General features: G+C 64.9%; 23 protein-coding genes. 12 read left to right on the top strand and 11 right to left on the bottom strand.

Features of this window, described 5'->3' with window-relative positions; genetic code table 11:
• The first annotated feature begins 5 nt into the window (after window positions 1-5).
• Entirely contained in the window at window positions 6-893 is an 888-nt protein-coding gene (locus KUV26_RS15210) for a LysR substrate-binding domain-containing protein (protein WP_222508947.1), read from the top strand.
• A gap of 99 nt (window positions 894-992) precedes the next feature.
• On the opposite strand, the gene KUV26_RS15205 is transcribed toward KUV26_RS15210, so the two are convergent.
• Window positions 993-3,137 (bottom strand): response regulator, encoded by a 2,145-nt coding sequence (locus tag KUV26_RS15205; protein WP_222508946.1) that lies wholly within the window; start codon window positions 3,135-3,137, stop codon window positions 993-995.
• Between the two features lie 323 nt (window positions 3,138-3,460).
• Window positions 3,461-4,228, bottom strand: a complete 768-nt coding sequence (locus KUV26_RS15200; protein WP_222505574.1) for a DUF1013 domain-containing protein — start codon at window positions 4,226-4,228, stop codon at window positions 3,461-3,463.
• Between the two features lie 146 nt (window positions 4,229-4,374).
• On the opposite strand from KUV26_RS15200, the gene KUV26_RS15195 reads away from it, so the two are divergent.
• Both KUV26_RS15195 and KUV26_RS15190 read left to right on the top strand, forming a co-directional pair.
• Window positions 4,375-5,019 carry a ribonuclease T2 gene (locus tag KUV26_RS15195; protein ID WP_222508945.1) on the top strand — a complete coding sequence of 215 codons (645 nt, stop codon included), beginning with the start codon at window positions 4,375-4,377 and terminating at the stop codon, window positions 5,017-5,019.
• A gap of 308 nt (window positions 5,020-5,327) precedes the next feature.
• A complete protein-coding gene (locus KUV26_RS15190) occupies window positions 5,328-6,185 on the top strand; it encodes a DUF2189 domain-containing protein (RefSeq protein WP_222505572.1) in 858 nt (285 codons plus the stop codon).
• A gap of 66 nt (window positions 6,186-6,251) precedes the next feature.
• Here KUV26_RS15190 and KUV26_RS15185 read toward each other — a convergent pair whose 3' ends face one another.
• Window positions 6,252-7,235, bottom strand: a complete 984-nt coding sequence (locus tag KUV26_RS15185) for an NAD(P)H-quinone oxidoreductase (protein ID WP_222508944.1) — start codon at window positions 7,233-7,235, stop codon at window positions 6,252-6,254.
• Between the two features lie 226 nt (window positions 7,236-7,461).
• On the opposite strand from KUV26_RS15185, the gene KUV26_RS15180 reads away from it, so the two are divergent.
• Window positions 7,462-7,878: a VOC family protein gene (locus KUV26_RS15180; RefSeq protein ID WP_222509060.1), complete on the top strand. Its 417-nt coding sequence runs from the start codon at window positions 7,462-7,464 to the stop codon at window positions 7,876-7,878.
• A gap of 69 nt (window positions 7,879-7,947) precedes the next feature.
• Here the strand turns inward: KUV26_RS15180 and KUV26_RS15175 are convergent, their stop codons facing one another.
• Window positions 7,948-8,649: a COQ9 family protein gene (locus KUV26_RS15175; RefSeq protein WP_222508943.1), complete on the bottom strand. Its 702-nt coding sequence runs from the start codon at window positions 8,647-8,649 to the stop codon at window positions 7,948-7,950.
• A 119-nt stretch (window positions 8,650-8,768) separates the two neighbouring features.
• Between KUV26_RS15175 and rpsU the strand changes: the two genes are divergently transcribed.
• Both rpsU and KUV26_RS15165 read left to right on the top strand, forming a co-directional pair.
• Entirely contained in the window at window positions 8,769-8,975 is a 207-nt protein-coding gene (rpsU, locus tag KUV26_RS15170; protein ID WP_005614280.1) for a 30S ribosomal protein S21, read from the top strand.
• Window positions 8,976-9,706: 731 nt separating this feature from the next.
• Window positions 9,707-10,891: a CAP domain-containing protein gene (locus KUV26_RS15165; RefSeq protein ID WP_222508942.1), complete on the top strand. Its 1,185-nt coding sequence runs from the start codon at window positions 9,707-9,709 to the stop codon at window positions 10,889-10,891.
• A 67-nt stretch (window positions 10,892-10,958) separates the two neighbouring features.
• Here the strand turns inward: KUV26_RS15165 and ppk2 are convergent, their stop codons facing one another.
• A complete protein-coding gene (gene ppk2, locus KUV26_RS15160; protein WP_222505568.1) occupies window positions 10,959-11,876 on the bottom strand; it encodes a polyphosphate kinase 2 in 918 nt (305 codons plus the stop codon).
• A 193-nt stretch (window positions 11,877-12,069) separates the two neighbouring features.
• Between ppk2 and KUV26_RS15155 the strand changes: the two genes are divergently transcribed.
• A complete protein-coding gene (locus tag KUV26_RS15155; RefSeq protein WP_222508941.1) occupies window positions 12,070-12,909 on the top strand; it encodes a CPBP family intramembrane glutamic endopeptidase in 840 nt (279 codons plus the stop codon).
• 55 nt (window positions 12,910-12,964) lie between these two features.
• Here the strand turns inward: KUV26_RS15155 and KUV26_RS15150 are convergent, their stop codons facing one another.
• On the bottom strand, window positions 12,965-13,423 hold the full coding sequence (locus KUV26_RS15150) for an Lrp/AsnC family transcriptional regulator (protein ID WP_008556791.1): 459 nt from the start codon (window positions 13,421-13,423) through the stop codon (window positions 12,965-12,967).
• Between the two features lie 139 nt (window positions 13,424-13,562).
• Here KUV26_RS15150 and ald point away from each other — a divergent pair, with 139 nt between their 5' ends.
• The 4 genes from ald to KUV26_RS15130 all read left to right on the top strand — a co-directional run bounded on the left by ald (window position 13,563) and on the right by KUV26_RS15130 (window position 17,333).
• Window positions 13,563-14,681 (top strand): alanine dehydrogenase, encoded by a 1,119-nt coding sequence (gene ald, locus KUV26_RS15145; RefSeq protein WP_222505566.1) that lies wholly within the window; start codon window positions 13,563-13,565, stop codon window positions 14,679-14,681.
• A 286-nt stretch (window positions 14,682-14,967) separates the two neighbouring features.
• The gene (locus KUV26_RS15140) at window positions 14,968-15,867 is read left to right on the top strand and encodes a hypothetical protein (protein ID WP_222508940.1); all 900 of its coding nucleotides are present in this window, start codon (window positions 14,968-14,970) and stop codon (window positions 15,865-15,867) included.
• A gap of 149 nt (window positions 15,868-16,016) precedes the next feature.
• Window positions 16,017-16,448: a large conductance mechanosensitive channel protein MscL gene (gene mscL / locus KUV26_RS15135; protein ID WP_222505564.1), complete on the top strand. Its 432-nt coding sequence runs from the start codon at window positions 16,017-16,019 to the stop codon at window positions 16,446-16,448.
• Between the two features lie 78 nt (window positions 16,449-16,526).
• A complete protein-coding gene (locus KUV26_RS15130) occupies window positions 16,527-17,333 on the top strand; it encodes a mechanosensitive ion channel family protein (RefSeq protein WP_222508939.1) in 807 nt (268 codons plus the stop codon).
• Between the two features lie 78 nt (window positions 17,334-17,411).
• On the opposite strand, the gene KUV26_RS15125 is transcribed toward KUV26_RS15130, so the two are convergent.
• The 5 genes from KUV26_RS15125 to KUV26_RS15105 all read right to left on the bottom strand — a co-directional run bounded on the left by KUV26_RS15125 (window position 17,412) and on the right by KUV26_RS15105 (window position 20,465).
• Window positions 17,412-17,927 (bottom strand): hypothetical protein, encoded by a 516-nt coding sequence (locus tag KUV26_RS15125; RefSeq protein WP_315900120.1) that lies wholly within the window; start codon window positions 17,925-17,927, stop codon window positions 17,412-17,414.
• Window positions 17,928-18,152: 225 nt separating this feature from the next.
• Window positions 18,153-18,683 carry a GNAT family N-acetyltransferase gene (locus tag KUV26_RS15120; protein WP_222508938.1) on the bottom strand — a complete coding sequence of 177 codons (531 nt, stop codon included), beginning with the start codon at window positions 18,681-18,683 and terminating at the stop codon, window positions 18,153-18,155.
• On the bottom strand, window positions 18,680-19,129 hold the full coding sequence (locus KUV26_RS15115; protein WP_029205037.1) for a YtoQ family protein: 450 nt from the start codon (window positions 19,127-19,129) through the stop codon (window positions 18,680-18,682). The genes KUV26_RS15120 and KUV26_RS15115 overlap by 4 nt, the downstream gene beginning before the upstream one ends.
• On the bottom strand, window positions 19,120-19,782 hold the full coding sequence (locus KUV26_RS15110) for a phosphoribosyltransferase (protein WP_222505560.1): 663 nt from the start codon (window positions 19,780-19,782) through the stop codon (window positions 19,120-19,122). The genes KUV26_RS15115 and KUV26_RS15110 overlap by 10 nt, the downstream gene beginning before the upstream one ends.
• Before the next feature lie 47 nt (window positions 19,783-19,829).
• A complete protein-coding gene (locus KUV26_RS15105; protein WP_222508937.1) occupies window positions 19,830-20,465 on the bottom strand; it encodes a class I SAM-dependent methyltransferase in 636 nt (211 codons plus the stop codon).
• Window positions 20,466-20,552: 87 nt separating this feature from the next.
• Here KUV26_RS15105 and KUV26_RS15100 point away from each other — a divergent pair, with 87 nt between their 5' ends.
• Window positions 20,553-21,446: a LysR family transcriptional regulator gene (locus KUV26_RS15100; protein WP_222508936.1), complete on the top strand. Its 894-nt coding sequence runs from the start codon at window positions 20,553-20,555 to the stop codon at window positions 21,444-21,446.
• Window positions 21,447-21,513: the final 67 nt, after the last annotated feature.

Below are 21,513 nucleotides of genomic sequence, written 5' to 3'. Positions count from 1 at the left end.
TTCCCATGCGCCGCAAGATCCCGCCAACTGCAGCTCTCCTGTGTTTCGAGGCCGCCGCCCGCTCCGGCAGCTTTGCCCAGGGCGCCCGCGCCATGAACCTGTCGCAAAGCGCCTTCAGCCGCCAGATCCAGGGGCTGGAGGCGCAGACCGGCCAGACCCTGTTTAAACGCGAACGGCAGCGGGTTCAGCTGACCGGCGCAGGCGAGATGCTGCTGCAGGAGCTGTCGCCGCTGCTGGAGGCGCTGGAGGCCGCGTTCTACCGGCTGCGCACCCGCGACAATCCTTACGGCGCGCTCAACATCGGCACCTATCCGACGCTCGGCAGCCGCTGGCTGATGCCGCAGCTGGCCCGGCTGGCGCAGGCGCAGCCGCGGCTGACGGTCAACACCATCACCTATCTGGACAATGCCCAGGTGGATGCCAGCCTGGTGGACCTTGCCATCGTGCAGGGTGATCCGCCCTGGCCCGGCTTCCGAGCCGATTTGCTGATGCCGGAAACCCTGGTGGCGGTGGCCGCGCCCGGACTGCTGGAGGCGCCGCTGCAGGACGCCGCCCGCCTGCTCGACCACCCGGCGCTGCAGCACACCACGAGGCCGCTCAGCTGGCAGATCTGGTTCGGGGATCTGGGCGAAGCGCTGCCCGCCCGCCCCACCGGCCCGCTGTTCAGCCAGTTCGAGATGCTGATCGACGCGGTGAAATACGGCCACGGCGTGGCGATCCTGCCGGAGCTTCTGGTGGCCCGCGAGCTGGCCGAAGGCACGCTTGTGCCCGCCCACCCGCACCGCTGCACCCCTGCCAGCGCCTATTACCTGCTGACGCCGCAGGCCAAGACCGGCACCAGCCGGATCGAGCGGGTCCGGGCCTGGCTGCTGGAGCAGGCGCCTTCCGGCTAAGCCCCGCCGCGCCGCGCGCCTGCGCGGCGCCTGGCCCAAGGCTGCCAAGCGGCCCCGCCAGGGGCAGCCGCAGGCGCGGGAGCCCGCCGTTCCATGCAACTACCGGAACAGCGCCTTGTAGAGCTTCTCTCTGGTGAAAGGCTTGTCCAGCACCTGCACGCCGTGCAGTTCCGGATAGCCCGCCTCCGCGGCGCTGAAGGCATAGCCGCTCATCATCACCGCGTTCAGGCCGGGCTGAACCTGCAGCAGCCGCGCCAGCGTCTCCCAGCCGCCGCGCCCCGGCATGCTCATGTCGATGACCGCGCCGTCGAACGGCCCCTGCGCCTGCAGCAGCGCAAGCGCCGCGTCATAGCCATCGGCCTGAGCCACCTTGCAGCCGCGCAGCTGCAGCAGGCCTGCGACGGCCCGGCGCACGGTGTCCTCGTCGTCGACCACTAGGATACGGCGCGTCTGGTTTGCACGCGGCACAGGCCCGGCGGGGGCCACCGCTGACCGACCGGTTTCCGCCGCACCGGCCGGGAAATAGAAACGGAAGGCACTGCCACGTCCCACCTGGCTCTCCACCATAAGCCCGCCGCGGTGGTTGCTGATGATTCCCATTGCCGCCGCCAGGCCGAGGCCCCGGCCGCCAGGCTTGGTGCTGAAGAAGGGATCGAAAACCCGGGCGACGGTGTCCCGCCCCATGCCGCCGCCGGTGTCACGCACCTCCAGCAGCAGACAGGGGCCTGCGGGCATCCTGCGCCCTTTCAGCAGCTGCCGCCGCTCTGCCGCGCTCAGGCGGCTGCGCCGGGTGGAGACAGTGACGGTGCCGGCGCCCGGCCCGATTGCCTCCACCGCGTTCAGAACCGCCTGCATCAGCAGCTGGCCCGCCTGCACCGGATCCAGCTGCGCCGTCAGCGGCCCCTCTGCCAGATCGAGCACCACCGCCTTGCCCAGCTTGCAATCTGCCGGCACCAGCGCCAGCGCCTCACGGACAATGAGGTTCAGGTCGCACGGCTCCGGCCGCGGCGCGCCGCCGCCCCTGGCATAACCCAGCAGCTGCCGCATCAGCCGGGCCGAGCCCTGCAGCCCAGCCTCCACTGCCTGCACATGCACTTGCGCGGCATGACCGGCCTCCAGATGCGCCAGCGCCAGCTCGCTGCTTCCCAGCATTGAGGCCAGAAGGTTGTTGAACTCATGCGCGATGGTGCCCGCCAGCAGCCCCAGGCTTTCGCTCTTATGCCGCAGCAGCAGCGCCTGCTCCGCCTGACGGCGCCGCCGCTCCGCCCGGCGGCGGCGCAACTCCAGAGCAATCCGCCCGGCGAACACTGCACTCAGGCCGCTTCTCGAGACTCTCTGGTCGATCTTGCGGTCATGCAGCAGCGCGAAATGGCCGAAGAGCTGCCCCTCCGCATCCCGCAGCGGAATCCCAAGATAAGCTTGCAAGCCTTGCGCCCGGAAATGCGTCTGCGCCGGAAACATTTCCAGCAGCCCCTCCGGCACCAGAAACGGTTCCCCTTCATGCAGAAAGGCGCACGGGGTTCCCTCATAAGGCACCACAGCATCCTTGCACAGCGCGGAGGCTTGCCCTCCCTCGCAGACAGCCAGCACCCGGAACCTGTCCGGGTTGTCTTCGCAGCGCTCGGCGATGAAGGCAGACCGCACCCGGAAAGCAGCCTGCAACTGTTCTGCCAGCTGCCGGAATGCTGCCCGCGGCGCAGGGCTGCCCGGTCCCCGCGCCAGCGCTGAAAGCGCCGCGGCCGTCTGCAGCCCGGCAAGCTCCGCCCCCAGCCGCGGCGCAAACCGCTGCATGACAGCGGCAGCTTCCGCCGCCAGCGCCGCGCCCGGCTCCTGGCGCCAGGCCGCCTGCACCAGGCCGACCACCGCGCCTGCGGCATCCTTCAGGGGAACACCTGCATAACCGTTGATGTTTTCCTCGGTGAACATCCAGTCCTTCGGATACAGTTCCTGCACCCGGTCCGGGACCACCCGCGGCCGGCCGCCCTGCACCACTTCAAGGCACGGGGCCCCGCGCGCGTCATATTCGAAATCCCCCAGCTGCAACCCGTCGAACCAGCTGGCCACCAGCTTCAGATGCCCTGCTTTACCGGCCTTCAGCCCGCTGACGGTGACCAGATCGGCGCCAACGCCCTGCGCCAGCTGATCTGCAAATGCCTGGCAGAACCCGCGGCCGCTTGCGGCGGCCAGTTCCTCCAGATCCAAGCGGCAGCCTTCCCCAAGCGCCGCGCCCCCGGATGCGTCCATAACCAATACTCCTGCCAACCCTGCGCGAACCGGCTTCCCGGGGCCGGACCGCTGGCATCACTCGCTAAACGCCATACCTTTCACATCGCGGAACCGCCCCGTACCAGAGGCGCGCCGCGCTCGTCTCAAACCTGCAGGCAGCCTGGAACACAGCTGCACCGCAACATCATGCTGCGCGAACAGCCGCCGCACAGTCAACATCTTGTATTGATGAGACTCAATTCTAACAGAAAAAGCCGCAAATCCGGAGCATCGGATCTGCGGCTTTTTAATGATCTTCCTATTGCCTGCCGAACAGGCAAGCCGGGACGGGAGCTTCCGGATCAGAAGCGGCTGTCCTCGTCGTCATCCTCGTCCTCACCGCCCGCAGGCAGGTTGAAGAAGCTGTCGGCGTCCAGGACGTCCTCTTCCTTCTTCTCGTCCTCGTCGTTCAGGCCGCCGCCCAGGGTGAAGGTCTCCAGGCCCTCGATGGCGGTCGGGATCTTCGGCTCGGCTTCCATCTCCAGCGACTGCTCGGTGGAGACCAGCTTGCGGCGCTCGTCGTCGCTCATCACGCCGCCTTCGGCTGCCTTCTTGGCCGCGGCCTTCTGCACCGCCGCGTCCAGCTCGGACTGTTTGCAAAGGCCCAGTGCCACCGGATCGATCGGCTGCATGTTGGCGATGTTCCAGTGGGTGCGCTCACGGATCGACTGGATGGTCGGCTTGGTGGTGCCCACCAGCTTGGCGATCTGGCCGTCGCTGAGTTCCGGGTGGAACTTGACCAGCCACAGGATCGAGTTGGGGCGGTCCTGGCGCTTGGACAGCGGGGTGTAGCGCGGGCCGCGGCGCTTTTCCTCGCCGGCCGCAGCCGGATTGAACTTGAGCTTCAGCTTGTGCAGCGGGTTGCTCTGCGCCTTGTCGATCTCGTCCTGGGTCAGCTGGTTGTTGGCCACCGGGTCAAAGCCCTTGACGCCTACCGCCACTTCGCCGTCCGCGATGCCCTGGATTTCCAGCTCGTGCATGCCCACGAAATCCGCGATCTGCTTGAAGCTGATCGTGGTATTGTCCACCAGCCACACGGCGGTTGCCTTGGCCATCAACGGTTTTGCCATGTGCTCATCTCCTTAAAACACCTTTGATCCCCGGATACATCTCTCCCGCCGCCTGAAATGGCGTCCCCGGCGATCCGGGGCAGGTTTCCGTTGTCGGGGAACTTCAGCCCTATATAGTCGGCTTGATTTCATAAGGAAAGAGGCCAATGCGCAAGTTATTGCTGGGCCTGGCGGCTGTTTTGACCGGATTTGCCACGCTTGCGGCTGCTGAGGGCGAGCCGGCCGGAGAGTTCGACTACTATGTTCTGGCGCTCAGCTGGTCGCCGAACTGGTGCGCGCTGGAGGGAGACGCCCGCAATGCAGACCAGTGCGATGCCCGGCATGACTACGGCTGGACCCTGCACGGGCTCTGGCCGCAATACCACCGCGGCTGGCCCAGCTACTGCCGCAGCGCCGAGGCGCCGCCAAGCCGGGCGATGAGCCGCCAGATGGCGGACATCATGGGCAGCGCAGGCCTCGCCTGGCACCAGTGGAAGAAACACGGCACCTGCTCCGGTCTCAGCGCCCGCCAGTACTACACCCTGATGCGCGAGGCCTTCACAGGCGTCACCCGCCCCGCCATCTTCCGCAAGCTGGACAAACCCGTCACCCTGCCCGCGTCGGTGGTGGAGGAGGCGTTTCTCAAGGAAAACCCGGCACTATCACGCGACAGCCTGACCATCACCTGCCGCGAAGGCGCCATCCAGGAGGCCCGCATCTGCCTGTCCAAGTCACTGAACCCGGTGCCCTGCGGACGCGATGTGATCAAGGACTGCACATTGAATGACGCCCGCTTCGCGCCGGTGCGCTGACCCTGCGCGGCGGCCGGACAGGGGCGCTGCCCCTCTTGGCCTCACGGCCAATTCACCCCGGAGTATTTCGGGAAAGATGACGCTACTGCCACACACTATCCAGGCGACGCGGCCGAAGCCGCCGCCTCTTCATCTTTCTGCAAGTACTCCCACCGGAGGCCGGCGCCGCCAGGCGCCGTTCTCTTCAAGCGGCAATAAACGGCCTGTGTAGCAGACTTTGCCCTGTTTCGTGCTACACTTACTTCTGTGCCGCGCCCGGCCCTGCCTGAACGGCACTTCCGTTTTGGTCAGCGAGAAGGAGGAAGCGCATGGCAAAAACAATCGGTAACCCGCTCAGCTGGCTTCTGCAGGGTGCAGAAACCACCGGGCACCATATCAGCGAAACCGTCGGCGAAATGGGCAGCGAGGGTGTCAAGGAGCTGCCCAAGGCGCGCACGCTCAGCATGGATGACATTATTCACTCCCTGGCCGCGGGGCTGGAGGATTTTGCTGCCTGCCGCAGCGACGCGATGTTCCTGGTGCTGTTCTATCCGCTGATCGGCATCGCGCTGATCGTGATGAGCCTGTCGATGAACCTGCTGCCGCTGATCGTGCCGATGATCATGGGCTTTGCGATCCTCGGGCCGGTCGCGGCAGTCGGACTGTATGAGATGTCCAAGCGCCGCGAAGCCGGCTTCGAGCCGCGCTGGGTGGATGCCTTCGGCGTCATCCGCTCGCCCGCCTTTGGCGCCATTCTGGTGCTGGGGCTGTATCTGGCGGCATTGTTCATTGTCTGGCTGGTGGCGGCCGACATGATCTACAGCCGCACCCTGGGGCCGGAGCCGCCGGAATCAATCGCCATCTTTGCCGCCGCCGTGGTCACCACCCGCGAAGGCTGGATCATGGCCATTACCGGCGGCATCGTGGGCGCGGGTTTTGCCTTTGCCGCGCTGGCGATGAGCCTGGTGTCCTTTCCGCTGCTGCTGGACCGCCACGTGGGCCTGCCGGTCGCGGTGGCCACCTCGATCAAGGTGCTGCGCAAGAACCCGGTCATCTGCATGACCTGGGGCGTGATCGTCGGCGTTGCTCTGGTGGTCGGTTCAATCCCCTTCCTGGCCGGGCTGATCATCGTGGTTCCGGTGCTGGGGCATGCGACCTGGCATCTGTACCGGCGCGCAGTGGCGTAACCCCGGGCCGCAACGGAAAAGGGCCGGCGCATCCGCCGGCCCTTTGATTTGAATGCCCCGGAGACGTCAGCCCACCTTCAAGACGATCTTGCCGATATGGCCGGAGCTTTCCATCCGGGCGTGCGCAGCTGCCGCATCCGCCAGCGCAAATTCGCTGTCCATCACCGGCGCCACCCTGCCCGCCTCCAACAGGGGCCAGACCGCCTCGCGCAGATCCCGGGCAATCTGCGCCTTGGCCAGATCGCTTTGCGGGCGCAGGGTCGAACCGGTCAGCGTCAGCCGCTTCACCATCATCAGGGCAAAATTCAGCTCCACCTTCGGGCCTTGCAGAAAGGCGATCTGCACCAGCCGCCCGTCCTCGGCCATCGCCTTGACGTTGCGGGGAATGTAGTCGCCGCCGACCATGTCCAGCACCAGGTCGGCGCCGCCTTCGTCCCGCATCACCTTGACGAAATCCTCGTCACGGTAGTTGATCGCCCGCTCCGCGCCCAGATCCAGACAGGCCTGGCATTTCTCCTTCGACCCGGCGGTCGCGAACACCCGCGCGCCGAACGCCTTGGCCAGCTGGATCGCAGTGGTGCCAATGCCGGATGAGCCGCCATGCACCAGGAACCGCTCCCCGGCCTTCAGGCCGCCGCGGGCGAAGACATTGGACCAGACGGTAAAGAAGGTCTCAGGCAGGCAGGCGGCCTGTTTCAGGTCCAGCCCTGCCGGCACGGGCAGGCAATGCGCCGCCGGGGTGGCGACAAACTCCGCATAGCCGCCGCCGGGCAGCAGCGCACAGACCTGGTCGCCCGCCGCGATGCCGCTGACCCCCGCGCCCACGGCCACCACCTCCCCCGAGGCTTCCAGCCCCGGCAGGTCGCTGGCACCTTTGGGCGGATCATAGGCACCGGCCCGCTGCAGCGCATCGGGGCGGTTCACGCCGGCATAGGCCACCTTGATCACCACCTCGCCATGGCCCGGCTGCGGCACCGGGCGCTGGCACAGCTGCAGCACCTCCGGCCCGCCGGGTTTGCTGATCTCCACGGCACGCATCATCTCTGTCATCGGAATATGTCCTCCTGATCCTTGCCACCTGCCTAGCATCCGGCAAGGGGGGCGCAAACAGCAAAGGCGCCGCAAGTGGGATGGTTTGCGGAGCGGGCGTTCAGCCCGCAAGGCGAAACCGCCCTCAGGGAAACGGACTGGCTGCATTGAACTGCTTTGCATGCTGGCCTACCCTCACCCGGGCAGCTCCTCGCAGTTGCCGGGCAAACGGAGAAAACACACAGCCATGATTGCGTATGTCACAGTCGGCGCGGATGACATCGCGCGTGCCAAACGCTTCTATTCCGCGCTTCTGCCGGCCCTCGGCTACAAACTGGAAGAGGGGCCCGCTGGACTAAGTTACACACTGGCCGCCAAGCCCGGTCAGCCTGCCGTCCTGCCTGATTTCTACGTTAAACCAGCCTTCGATGGGCACCCTGCCTCGGCCGGCAACGGCTCCATGGTGGCATTCGAGGCACGCAATCAGAAGCAGGTTCGCAACCTTCATGCCGCGGCGCTTGCCGCAGGCGGTTCCGACGAGGGCCAGCCGGGCTTTCGCGCCTCCTACGGCCCCGGTTTCTATGTTGGCTACCTGCGCGACCCGCAGGGCAATAAGATTGCCTTGTTTTCAAGCAATCCGAACGAACCGGGTCGCGACGGATAGCGCAGACCGCACGGGCGCCATCCGCCCTTCGCCTCTCCCTCAGGAGGGGGCACTGCCTGTTGCGCGGCCCTACCGCCGCGGGTTCAGCGACCCCGGCAGGTCATCGCGCGCCTTCGGCGGCTTGATCTGCTCGGCCAGCCAGTTCGGCCCCACCAGAAGCGGCTTCAAGAGCGGGTTCTTCTGCAGGCCGGCTTTGAGCTTCTCAAAATCCATCACATTATCAATGCGCCGCTCCAGGAAATCCCAGGTTGCCTGATGCCCCAGGCTGTCGTCGCCCAGCCAGTACAGAACGGTGGCGGAATAGACGCCGGCCAGCGACGCGCGCTTGGTGTACCAGTTCAGATCGTCCGAACCGTCACCCAAGGCGTCCCAGATCAGGTCGCAGGTGTTCCAGATCGCCTTGACGCCATCGCCGGCATACTGCGGCAGCGCCAGCAGCGTGGTGCCGCGGCGCACCGCCTCCTTGTCCTCGACCGCTTCCAGGCGGAACCGCACCGCTGCCGCCACCTTGTCGCGGAACCGCATCCCCGACAGGTCCTCCGCTTGCAGCCGCTCCAGCATCCGCGAATCGCCGCGGGCGTGAAAGGCCAGCGCCAGGTCGACGCCGCCGCGCGGGCAGACCGCATGCGCCAGCACCTCCGGCACCTCCGCGTCGTGGCAGGCGGCGCGGAAGGTGATCTCCGACCAGCCGTCAAACGGCACGTGCATCAGCGCCGCATCCAGCAGCCTGTCTTTGATGTCGTCCTGTGCGTGATCGTGGTCTTTGGTCATTTCACCCTCCCGCTTTCAGCGTTCTGACACCCTACTAGACAAAATATGCACGCTTTGCTATACGGCCACTTCCTGCAATTTCCTTGCAACTCAAAACTTAGAAAGGTGGTGAATACCACATGCAGGTTAGTGTTCGCGACAACAACGTCGATCAGGCGCTCCGCGCTCTGAAGAAAAAGCTGCAGCGTGAAGGCGTCTTCCGCGAAATGAAGCTCAAGCAACATTTCGAAAAGCCGTCCGAGAAGAAAGCGCGCGAGAAAGCTGAAGCGATCCGCCGTGCCCGTAAACTGGCACGCAAGAAAGCCCAGCGCGAAGGTCTGCTGTAAGCATACCTCGCTCTCCAGCTTTGGACAGCACTACGGCCGGTCTCCGGACCGCCGGAACAAACGATCAGACGACCCCCGCGGCCTCGCCCGGGGGTTTGTCATTTGGAGCACTCCGTTCGGCTGAGGCCAGCCCCGCCTGCGACCGGCAGGGCACACTCAAAGATCGCGAATTGATTAGAATTACATCTTTAGGGTGTATTTCCCTGCATTACTCTGCTATACAGTGTCTGCGGCAGGGCAAAACAGTTGCGTTTCCCTAACCATTGCCCCGCCGGCCGGGCTTGGAACACCCGGTTTCCTGAAACCCTGGGCAGGCGGCGCTCCCCCCCCTTTTACCGGCGCCGGTCTTGGTCCCTGCAAACAAGGCTTGCCAACGCGGGTTTCCTGCATTTCCGGACGCTGCCAGCTTCCCCCCGGCAGCGTCCGGACCCTTTTCCCCTGTACTTTCCCCTGTACCCTCACCGCGGTGCCCTTTCGGCGGGCAGCACCGAATCCAGCGGCCGGCACCAGGCGCAGCCGGGGCGGCGGAGATTTGCCGCCGCTGCTCCCGGCCGGGCGCAACCGCCCCAAATCGGCAGAACGCGCGAAAATCCGCGTACCACCCGGCACCCAACGGGCAGAGCTTCGCCGCAAAACCGCATTTTCGGGCTCCCCGCCTTCCGGCCCAACGGAATTCCTTTAACCGGATGGCGCACCGCCGGAGGTCCGGCACACTCATGGAGCAGTTAACGATGTCACAGGCAAGTGTACTCGAGCGGCAGATGCTCGAGCTGATCAACGCCGAGCGCACTTCGCGCGGTCTCAATCCGGTACAGCTGGAATTGCGGCTCAACGATTCTTCTGAAAACCACAGCGAATGGATGCTGCAGCAGGATGTGTTCTCGCACACCGGCGTCGGCGGCTCCAGCGCCGGCGACCGGATGGCGGATGCGGGCTTTGTCTTTTCCGGCAGCTGGACTTGGGCGGAAAACATTGCCTGGCAGAGCGAGCGCGGCGCCCCCGGCCTCGCCGATGACGTGATCGATCTGCACAATTCGCTGATGAACAGCCCCGGCCACCGCGCCAACATCCTGAGCCCCAATGTCGAAGTGATCGGCATCGGCATCGAGCAGGGCAACTTCAAAGGCTGGGATGCCGTGATGGTCACTCAGAACTTCGCCAAGACCGGCGCGGCGCTGCAGCTGGACACTGGGTCCGGGGGCGGCGGATCGGGCGGTTCCGGCGGCGGAACGAGCCAGCCTACCATGGGTGACGATGTCCTGACCCTCGGCAGCGCCGGCACCCTGAACGGCCTGGATGGCGACGATTCGCTGACCGGCAGCAGTGGCACCGACAACCTGATGGGCAACGCTGGCCATGACACCATTTACGGCCAGGGCGGCAACGACAATCTGCGCGGCGGCATCCATGGCGACCGGTTGCACGGCGGCAGTGGCCAGGATTCTATGTACGGCGATGCTGGCTATGACAGGCTCTGGGGTGGCTCCAGCAGCGACCTTCTGGGCGGCGGCGCTGGCAACGACACTCTTTGGGGCGGCGACGGAAACGACGCCCTGCGCGGCGGCGACGGAAACGACAGGCTGTGGGGCGGCTCCGGCGCTGACGATATGTGGGGCGGCCGCGGCAACGATACTCTGGGCGGAGGCGGCGGCGACGACATGCTGACCGGGCGCAACGGCGGCGATCTCTTCGTATTCAGTGACGGAAACGACACAGTTTCCGATTTCAACCCGAACGCTATCGGCGAACGTATCGGCCTGGGTAATGCCACTGGCATCACCAGCTACAGCGATCTGATGAGCAACCACGTCAGTCAGACCGCAAACGGCCTGCTGATCACCGACACCGACGGCGACAGCATGCTGCTGGCCGGCATTACAGAACAGCAGCTGAACTCCGGCGACTTCCTGTTCTGATACTCCCACCGGGCAAACAAGAAAGGGGTGTGCCGCGGCACGCCCCTTTCTGCATTTCCGTCAGCCCTCAATAGATCTTCGGCACATACAGCTCATCCGGAAGCACCTGGCGCTCGTAGTCCGGATTGTACTTGCGGTCCGGCAGCTCGACCTTCTCGTGCTGCACCTCTTCATAAGGGATCTTGGTCAGCAGGTGCTCGATGCAGTTCAGCCGCTCGCGCTTCTTGTCGTTGCCCTCGACGATGTACCAGGGCGCCTCGGGGATGTTGGTGCGCTTGAACATCGCCTCCTTGGCCTTAGTGTACTGCTCCCAGCGGATCCGGCTCTCCAGGTCCATCGGCGACAGTTTCCACTGCTTCATCGGATCATGAATGCGCATCAGGAATCGCAGCTGCTGCTCCTCGTCGGTGATCGAGAACCAGTATTTCAGCAGGATGATGCCTGAACGCACCAGCATCCGTTCGAATTCGGGAACGTCCTGAAAGAACTGTTCGACCTGATCCTCGGTGGCAAAACCCATCACCCGCTCCACTCCGGCCCGGTTGTACCAGGACCGGTCGAACAGCACGATTTCCCCGCCCGCAGGCAGATGCGGCACATAGCGCTGGAAATACCATTGGCTCTGCTCGCGGCGGTTCGGCGCCGGCAGCGCCACCACCCGCGCCACCCGCGGGTCAAGCCGCTGGGTGATCCGCTTGATCACCCCGCCCTTGCCGGCGCTGTCGCGGCCTTCCATCAGGATACACACCTTGGCCCCGGTGTGCTGCACCCAGTCCTGCACCTTGATAAGCTCTGCCTGCAGCCGCAGGAGATTGCGGAAATAGACCTGACGGTCGAGCATCTCCGGGTGCTGCTCGCGGTAGACCTTGCGGATCTCCTGACTCAGCATCGGCTCGGAAAACTCGATCTCGATATCTTCGTCCAGCGTGTCCTGCAGCTCCGCTTCCAGCCAGTCGAGGGAGGCGGTCTCAAATTCGCGGGTCACGGGCGGGTTCCTTCCTTGTCAGGTGGCGCAAAGGCTGGCTTGTAAGGGCGGCATGTAACGGCTTGATGTCACCCGCCCGCTTGCAGCTTCCTTTAAGGCAAACGGAAATCCCGGGCAGGTTCAAGCGCAAAAGCCGCAAAGCCCCTGCGCAACCGGCTGGAAAAGAGGCGGATGAGCGGATTATGTGCAAGCCATGAGCTTTGTTCTGTCCACTCTGCCCCAGACCTGGCCCTGGCTGATCCTGATGGCCGCGCTTGCTGCCGGCTGGAGCGCGCAGCGCGGACTGGCCTTCGCCTTGCTTGCTGCCTTCGGCGGCGTTGCTTTGGCGCTCGGGTTTCTGAAGCCGCTGGCCTTGGCGGCGCTGACCGCCGGCCTGCTGTTTGCCGCTGTCCTCCCCCGCACCCGCGGCTCCGCCCGGCTGCCCGGCCACGCGGCTCTGATCCTGTGGGCGCTGGCGCTTGGCGCGCATCTGCTGCCGGGGGTGCACAATCTGCTGATCCTAGATCAGGTGCAGGCCGGGCCCGCCAGCGCGCCCTATTCGCTGCACCTGAACCTCGACAAGCCGCTGGTGTTCTTCACCCTGCTGCTCGCCTGGCCCGCGCTGCTGCAGCGCAATGCCCCGGCGGGACGCCCTGCCTGGCTGGCAGGCCTGCTGCTCCTCGCTGCCCTGCTGCCCCTGGCCCTGCTGACCGGCGCGCTGCGGCTGGAACCCGGCTTGCCGGACTGGACCCTCCTGTGGATGGCCTCGAACCTGCTGCTCACCTGCTTGGCGGAAGAGGCCTTCTTCCGCGGATACCTGCAGCAGGGCCTCAGCCGCCGCTACGGGCCTGCCGCCGGCCTCGCCGCAGCCAGCCTGCTGTTCGGCCTGGCCCACATCGGCGCCGGTCCTGCGGTGGCGGGTTTCGCAGCCCTCCTCGGGCTGGCCTGCGGGCTGGGGTATTGGGGAACAGGCCGGTTCCAAGTGCCGGTGCTGATGCACTTTGCCTTCAACCTGACCCACCTGCTGCTGTTCACCTATCCGGGTCCGGCCTGATTATCCGCCGCGCCGCTGCTAGGGGGCGTGTGCATGCACCCCCTGGAGAACCGCCTCAGACCGGCAGCGCCGTGGTCTTGAACACGGTGCGCAAGGCAAAGCTCGACTGCATCTGCGCCACCCCCGGCAGCCGCGCCAGATGCTGGCGGTGAATGCGCGCGAAATCTTCTGTGTTCTCGGCCACCACCTTGAGGATGTAATCCGCCGTCCCCGCCATCAGGTGGCATTCCAGCACATCCGGAATCCGCGACACCGCCTTCTCAAACGCGTCCAGAACCTCATCTGCCTGGCCCGACAGGGTGATCTCCACAAACACCGTCGACGGCACGTTCATCTTGCGTGCGTCCAGCAGCGCGACATAATCCCTGATATACCCCTCTGCCTCCAGCCGCTGCACGCGGCGGTGGCAGGCCGAGGCGGACAGGTTCACCCGCTCCGACAGATCGGCGTTGGAGATGCGTCCCTGCTTTTGCAGCACCGAAAGAATGCGACGATCTGTTTCGTCCAGCGACATTTTGCGAAGATCCTTGCTTTATTTACCTATTATACGCGAAGATTCTTCGAAAGGCATGTTTTTATTATGCTCAAATAAGCAGCACATTTTACGCCGCCTGCGGCAAAATGCCTCCAGAGAATTTGGAGGAGATACTCACATGAAAATCGGCTGCCCCACCGAAATCAAACCGCAGGAATTCCGCGTCGGCATGACCCCGGACGCCGCCCGCGAGGCCGTCCTGCGCGGCCACGAGGTTGTCATTCAGCAAGGCGCCGGCATGGGCGCCGGCTTCACCGACGAGGATTATGCCGCCGCCGGGGCCGTTATCCTGGACACCGCCGAGGAAATCTTTGCCACCGCCGACATGATCGTCAAAGTGAAGGAGCCGCAGGCGGTTGAGCGCAAGATGCTGCGCGAAAACCAGCTGCTGTTCACCTACCTGCACCTGGCACCCGATCCGGAGCAGACCAAGGACCTGCTGGACAGCGGCTGCACCGCGATTGCTTACGAGACCGTCACCGATGACCGCGGCGGCCTGCCGCTGCTGGCGCCGATGTCGGAAGTGGCCGGCCGCCTGGCGCCGCAGGTTGGCGCTTACACCCTGCAGAAGGCCAACGGCGGCCGCGGCGTGCTGATGGGCGGCGTCCCCGGCGTGGCCCCGGCCAAGGTGGTGGTGATCGGCGGCGGCGTCGTCGGCACCCACGCCGCCAAGGTTGCGGCCGGCATGGGCGCTGATGTCACCATCCTCGACCGCTCGCTGACCCGCCTGAAATACCTGGACGACGTCTTCGGCCGCTCGTTCAAAAACCAGTACTCCACCGCCGGCGCCACCGCCGAGCTGGTGCGCGAGGCCGACATGGTGATCGGCGCGGTGCTGGTCCCCGGTGCAGCAGCGCCGAAACTGGTGTCCCGCGCACAGCTCTCCGAGATGAAGCCGGGCGCGGTGCTGGTGGACGTGGCCATCGACCAGGGCGGCTGCTTCGAGACCTCCAAGGCGACCACCCACGCCGACCCGATCTATGAAGTCGACGGTATCATGCACTACTGCGTGGCCAACATGCCGGGCGCCGTGGCGCGCACCTCGACCCAGGCCCTGGGCAACGCCACCCTGCCCTTCATGCTGAACCTGGCCAACAAGGGCTGGCGCCAGGCCTGCGAGGACGACCCGCACCTGCTGAACGGCCTGAACGTGCACGCAGGCCAGCTGACCTACTATGCGGTCGGCGAAGCCCTGGGCATCGACGTGCTGTCGCCGAAGCTGGCGCTGAAGCAGTAACTCCGGCAACCGCGGACAGTGAACAAACAACAAAGCCCCGCCTGCCCGGCGGGGCTTTTTCCTTTGCTGCCGGATCCAGCGCGCTGCCGGCGGCCGGCTTCGCCGGACCGTCAGGCGTTCCCTGATCGGCAACAATCCGCACCTACTGTTCCCGCGCAGGTGGTTTTTAGCTCTCTGCAATTTTGTTAAAAATAAGGCGATTTTGTGAAATGCGGATTGCCTGACTGCGCTGGCCGGCGGGGCAAACCCGCGCAACCCTTTCCGGTCACGAGTGAAAGCGAACCCAATGCCTGAGAGTTCCAAGATCTTTACTTACGCGGTGGACGGCCTCGCCTATACCGTCACCGTCTACGAGGAAAACGGCGCATTCTTCGCCGATATCACTGTCGATGAAGGCGCCATGGACGTGAATGCCGTCTACTTCGGAGATGATGACTTCTCCGGCTCCAGCGAGTCCCTGAGAGGCCCACTGAACATGAACGGCGCCAGCCTGGACGGCGAAAAGGTGCAGTGGGACGCAGCCACCGAGCTGAGCCGCCCCGGCCTGGGACCCGAGGGCGAGGACAAGGAAACCTACCTGCAGACCGGCGACACGATGACGGTCTCTCTGGATATCGAAAGCCTCGATGAAATCGATATTTTCGGCATCCGCGCCACCTCCACCACCAATGACGCCGGCTCGATCAAAGGCGTGAGCGGCGACCCTGAAGAACCCGAAGAGCCTGAGGACCCGGAGGAGCCCACCTACGAAAAGGTATTCTTCGGAGAGGTGTTCTCGGACTCCGGCGATCCGTTGGGCGGCACATTTATTCTGGATGAGGCGCCGGACCCGAACCCCTACAGCATCCCGGCGCTTCCTGAAGGCACCGAGCCGACATTTGGAAATTACCTGTCGCACTTCCTCTCCGAGGAAATCGGCGGTGATCTTTCGGCTGTTGAATCCGTCGTGTTCTATGGCAGCGGCGAGGACGGTTCCCAGGCGGAACTGTTCCGCATCGAGGCGCCGGAGGGCGGGTTTGAGACGCCGGAAGACCTTCTGGCGGCCTATGATGAAGCCATCGAAGGCACAGAAGACTTGGCCGGACAAGACCTGATGGCGGCACTGAGCCTGGATGATTACGCGGCAGCGGCGCCGGAAACCGGTGAGGAAATCGGGTTGGAGATGGAAGACTTCGACCTGATCTGAAGCCCCGCGGGGCGGCCTGATGGCCGCCCCTCCACCCTGCGGCCCCGCCGGCATGCCGTTACAGACCGCATATTCCCCGTTTACAGGTTGAAACGCCGCTCCTAGCCTGCTGCGCATAACAATGCGACAGGGATGGAAAGGAAACGGATATGCTGGACGAGTTCAAGGCCTTCATTGCCAAGGGCAATGTGATGGACATGGCGGTGGGGATCATCATCGGCGCCGCCTTTACGGCCATTGTGAAATCCATGGTCGATGACCTGATCAACCCGATCATCGGCCTGTTCACCGGCGGAGTGGATTTCACCAACAACTTTGTTGTTCTGGGCGGCGACGGCACCAGCTACAGCTCACTGGAAGCTGCACGCGAGGCCGGGGCCTCCGTCTTTGCCTACGGCTCCTTCCTGATGGCCGTGATCAATTTCCTGATCATTGCCTGGGTGGTGTTCCTGCTGGTGAAATCCGTGAACCGCGCCCGCGACGCGATGCAGCGCAAGGAGGACACCCCGGCAGAAGAAGCGCCCGCGGGCCCGACCGAGCTTGACGTGCTGCTTGAAATCCGCGACTCGCTGAAAAAATAACGCCGGACCTGCGGCGTCACATGATTGCAGAGGGGCGGGCTTCCGCTCCTTTGCGCATTTTGAAGGGACAGAATGTTTATGGAACACCTGATTGAACAGGCCGGTGCGCTGTGGCCGCTGCTGGTTGCGGGCGTGAAAGCGCTTGTGGTTCTGATCCTCGGCTGGATCGCCACCGGCTGGATCAGCACCGCGGTGCGCAACCGCATCAACAAGACCCCGCAGATCGACCCGACGCTCGGCAATTTCGCCGCCAGCATGATCCGCTGGGCGCTGCTGGCTGTGGTGCTGGTCGCGGTCCTCAATATCTTCGGAATCGAAGCCACAAGCCTGGTCGCCATGCTGGGCGCGGCCACCCTGGCCATCGGCCTGGCGCTGCAGGGCACCCTCAGCGATCTGGCGGCCGGCTTCATGCTGATCCTTTTCCGGCCCTACAAGATCGGCCAGTACGTGGACATCGGCGGCACCAAGGGCACGGTGAAGGACGTGAACCTGTTCGTAACGGAACTGGCCACGGCCGACAACGTGCAGATCATCGTGCCCAACGGCCAGGCCTGGGGCTCTGTCATCACCAACTTCTCGCACCATGCCACCCGCCGCGTCGACATGGTGTTCGGGATCGACTACGGCGACAGCGCCGAAACCGCCAAGGCGATCATCATTGCGCAGGCCAATGCCGACCCGCGGGTTCTGCAGGACCCCGAACCCTGGGTGCGTGTTACCAATCTGGGCGCCAGTTCGGTCGATCTGACCACGCGCGTCTGGTGCAAGGCGGAGGATTACTGGGAGCTGAAATTCGCCCTGACCCAAAGCGTGAAGGAGGCCTTTGACGCCAATGGCATCTCCATCCCTTATCCGCATTCCGTGGAAATCCAGAAAGCGGGCTGACCACCGCCTGCCCGGTCCCGCGCTCTTCCTGCAGCGCATCCCGCCGGGCCTGGCGCCCCGCCTCAGGCGGGGCGGTTTTCATGCATCCGGGGACTGGCGGGCTGCCTGTGCCGCCTTGGCGGCCACCTGCCGGGCCCGCGCTTCGCGGGCGCGGTCCTGCACCCGGTCTTCCGGTTCGACCGGCGGCCAGCCAGCCAGCACGGTATACCCCTCAAGGTCGGTAAAGGCCCATTGCGCCGCGATCAGCTGATAGCTCTTGACCTCCCAGCCGGAGGCATCGGGCTCGAACCGCAGGCGCCAGGCACCGCGCACCTGCACCGGCAATCGCAGCTGGCGGATCTGCATCATCGCCTCATGGCCGTTCAGGGCCGCACGCGCGCCCTGCGCCCGCAGGTTCTTCATGCGCTCGACCAGGCCCGCAGCCTCCCGCAGGCGGCGGCCGGCAAACACCACTTCGATCTCGGCGCCAGGGCTGACGATGCCCTTCACCACCAGATCGCCGCGGTTGTTGCGGCTGAATACCGGCACCAGTTCCACCGGCACATCCCGCACCTCGCGTTTGAACAGCCCCTCATCCTCGATCAGCGGGGTCACTTGCACTGAAGGCCGGCGGCGGTTCTTCATAAGGTAGTTCCAAACACCGCCCTCGCTGGAGAGCGGTGCCCATATTGTTTTCCTGTATCACGGTAGTGTTACACTGCCCCCGTTAAGGAACCGTTGAACGGCGCCAGCAGCGGCGCGGGCTCCGCCCGCAGGCGCCTGACCCCAAGCCGTTGAACCTGCGGGGAATTTCAGATTGCCCTGTCTAGCGGCCCGGCTTCATCGCCGGGCTATGGGCCGTTTCATCACCAGCGTCGGATTTTCCTTGTAAAGCGCCTCGACGGCGGGCGCATAGCCAAGCTTGCGCGCCACATGGTGCGAGGCCGTATGGGCCGGGTCGAAAATGCAGGCGGTTTCCGCCCAGTCCGTCGCTTCTTCCGCCCATTGATGGATGCGCCCAACAGCTTCGGTGGCAATCCCCTGCCCGTGCACCTCCGGTGCCAGCACCCAGCCCGCTTCCGGCACGCCCGCCAGCGGCGGCTCCATGCCGCGCTGGTAGTCGGCGAAGCCCACCTCGCCGATGAAACGGCCGCTTTCGCGCAGTGTCACCGCCCAATAGCCATAGCCCAGCGCCTGCCAGTGGCCGATATAGCGCAGCAGCCGGGTCCAGCTTTCTTCCGGCGAAGCCGGCGCACCGGAGATGAACCGCACCACCTCCGGCTCCGCCCAGAGCGCCGCCACGGCCTGGCAATCCTGCACCCCATGCGGGCGCAGGATCAGCCGCCCGGTCGCGAGCGTTGGGGGTGTCATGCAGGCAGCTTGCCGGTCAGCACGTAGGTGAGGATCTCGACCACCTGGCGCGGCTCCTCTGCCACGGCGAGGGCGGCGGCATGCACCTCTTTCAGCGCATGCTGATGTTCCGGCGGGCTGAGCACGATGATCGACTTGCCCAATGCCGCGGCATAACCCGCGTCAAACGCCGCGTTCCACTGCTTGTATTTATCGCCGAAGCGCACCACCACCACATCGGCATCCGCAATCCCCTTGCGCGTGCGGATCGCGTTGACCATCGCGCCCTTGTGGTCGTGCCAGTACTTGTTTTCCTCGGCGCCCAGCACCGCCACGCCGCAATCGTCGCTGGCGTCATGGTCGGTGACCGGAGCGCTGAAGCTCACTTCCAGCCCCTTTGCGCCCTCAACGATCTGCTCCCGCCAGTCGGTATGGATCTCGCCCGAGAGATAAACATTCAATGCCACGTCTTGTCCTTTCCTGCGCCAGCTTCCGGGGCCGCGGCCAGCGCGGCCATGACCTCGTCATCGCTGGTTTGCATAAAATCCCTGTAATGCGCGCCGACCGCCCAGAATTCCCTGGGGCTCAGCAGGCAGACCACAGTATCTACCAAGGGGCGCAATTCGTCCACCGCTTCCGGCGGCGCAACCGGCACCGCCAGGATCACCTGGGCTGGCTTGCGTTCCTTGAGCCAGAAATGCGCTGCCATGAAGGTGGCGCCAGTGGCAATTCCGTCATCCACAACGATGGCAGTGCGCCCATTCAGACCGGCCTGAGGACGCCCTTTCAAATACCGGGCGCGGCGGGCGGCATTCTCCTCCCGCGCCTGGGCGACCTGAGGGGCAAAATCCTCCGGCTTCATGCCGGCGGCCTGCAGCAGTGCGCCGTTGAAAATGGGATTGCTGCCTTCGGCCAAGGCACCTGCGGCCAGCTCCGGGTTGGAGGGCATGCCGATCTTGCGGATCAGGATCAGGTCCAGCGGGGCCTGCAATTTCTGCGCGACGGGCAGAGCCACAGGCACTCCGCCCCGCGGCAGCGCCAGCACCACGGGATCCGTCATCGGCAGTTCAGCCAGTTTCTCGGCCAGCTGAAGCCCGGCGGAAATCCGGTCCTCAAACATGTCAGCCTCCACCCCGTAACCTAGCGCCAGCGGGGAAAAGGCAAAGCTCAGCGCCGCCGCGCCACCAGGTAACGCCCGGGCGTGTCCGCCGGGTAATTGCCGGTCTCGATGATCTCGAACCCCGCCTTCTGCACTGCCGCCTCCAGCCTGCGGATGTCGATGAAGTCCACATAGCTGGGCGCCTTGCCTGCCAGCCGCATCAGCGGAATGGCGGCCGAAAACACCCAGTATTTCCAGCTGCCCCGAATCTCACCCAAACAAGGGGTCTTGGAGATGAACAGCCCGCCGGGCTTCAACCGTGCCGCGACGCCGTCCAGAACCTCCTCCAGATCCGGCAGCAGATGCAACAGGTTATGCGCCAGGACCGCATCAAACGGCCCCTCCGGCGCCTGCCCGGCACTGCAGCAATGAAACTCGACGTTACCGGCGCCAGCATCCCAGGCCCGCTCGCGGCCGACCTCCAGCATGGCCTTCGACAGATCCGTTGCGACGATTTTGGAAACACCGCGCGCCAGCTCAATGGCGGTGGAGCCGGTGCCGCAGCCCAGTTCCAGCACGTTATCCTCCGCGTTGAGATAGGACCGGGTCCGCCCCAGCGCATAGCGGTAGGCGTCTTCGTCGCGGATCTTGGACTTGGCGTATTTCGGGGCGATCTTGTTCCAAAAGCGGGCGTCGGCGGTCATCGCAGGTCTCCTTGGCTGGCCAAACCTTACCTATGCAAGAACCAAGGATAAATTGCCGAAATCCGCAGGGCTGATATACATAATTGCATGCTCAGCCCCGACTGGAACCATATCCGCGCCTTTCTCGCCACCGCTGAAACCGGCTCCCTGTCAGCAGCGGCACGCAAGCTTGGCCTCACCCAGCCAACGCTCTCGCGCCAGGTTGCAGCGCTGGAGGCGGAGCTGGGTGTGCTGCTGTTCGAACGGCTGGGCCGGTCGCTGGCCCTGACCGAAGCGGGGCGGGAGCTGCTGGCCCACAGCCGCAGGATGGGCGAGGCGGCCGACGGGCTGGCGCTTGCCGCGACAGGCCAGGCGCAGACCATCGAGGGGCTGGTGCGCATCACCGCCAGCGACGGCATCTCAGCCCATATCCTGCCCGGGGTTCTGGAGCGGCTGCGCCAGCAGGCACCGCGGCTGCGGATTGAGATTGTTGCGGCGGACGACATCCGCGATCTGCAGCGGCGCGAGGCAGATATTGCGGTCCGCCACGTCCGCCCGGAACAGCCGGAACTGATTGCCCGCAAGATGCAGGACACCACTGCCCGCTTCTATGCCGCCCGCAGCTATTTGGAGCGCCGCGGCACCCCTCGCAGCCGCGCCGACCTCAGTGCCCATGATTTCGTGTCCTTCGGCGATATTCCCCAGTTCCTGGGCTACATGAAACCGCTTGGCATCCGTCTGAGCGATGAGAATTTCCCCGTCGGCTCCACCAGCGGCCTGGCGGCCTGGGAACTGGTGCGGCAGGGGTTCGGCATCGTGCCGATGCTGGACGCCATCGCCCGCAAAAGCCCGGATGTGGAGCCGCTGGATCTCGACGACCTGCCCCCGCTGGAGTTTCCGCTGTGGCTGGCTACGCACCGCGAACTGCACACCAGTCGCCGCATCCGCCTGGTGTTCGACGTTCTGGCCGACTACCTGACCGGGCTGAAAATGCGGTTCTGATCTGCCGCCGCAAGGAAAAGGGCGGCCCCGGAACCGGGGGCCGCCCAAAAGTTTTCCTCAAAACTTT

Origin of the sequence: Leisingera daeponensis (genome assembly GCF_019801465.1) — a bacterium.
In the GTDB taxonomy this organism is placed as follows: domain Bacteria; phylum Pseudomonadota; class Alphaproteobacteria; order Rhodobacterales; family Rhodobacteraceae; genus Leisingera; species Leisingera daeponensis_A.
The sequence above is the reverse complement of the archived record's forward strand: the minus strand, read 5'-3'. Positions and strand labels throughout refer to the sequence as shown.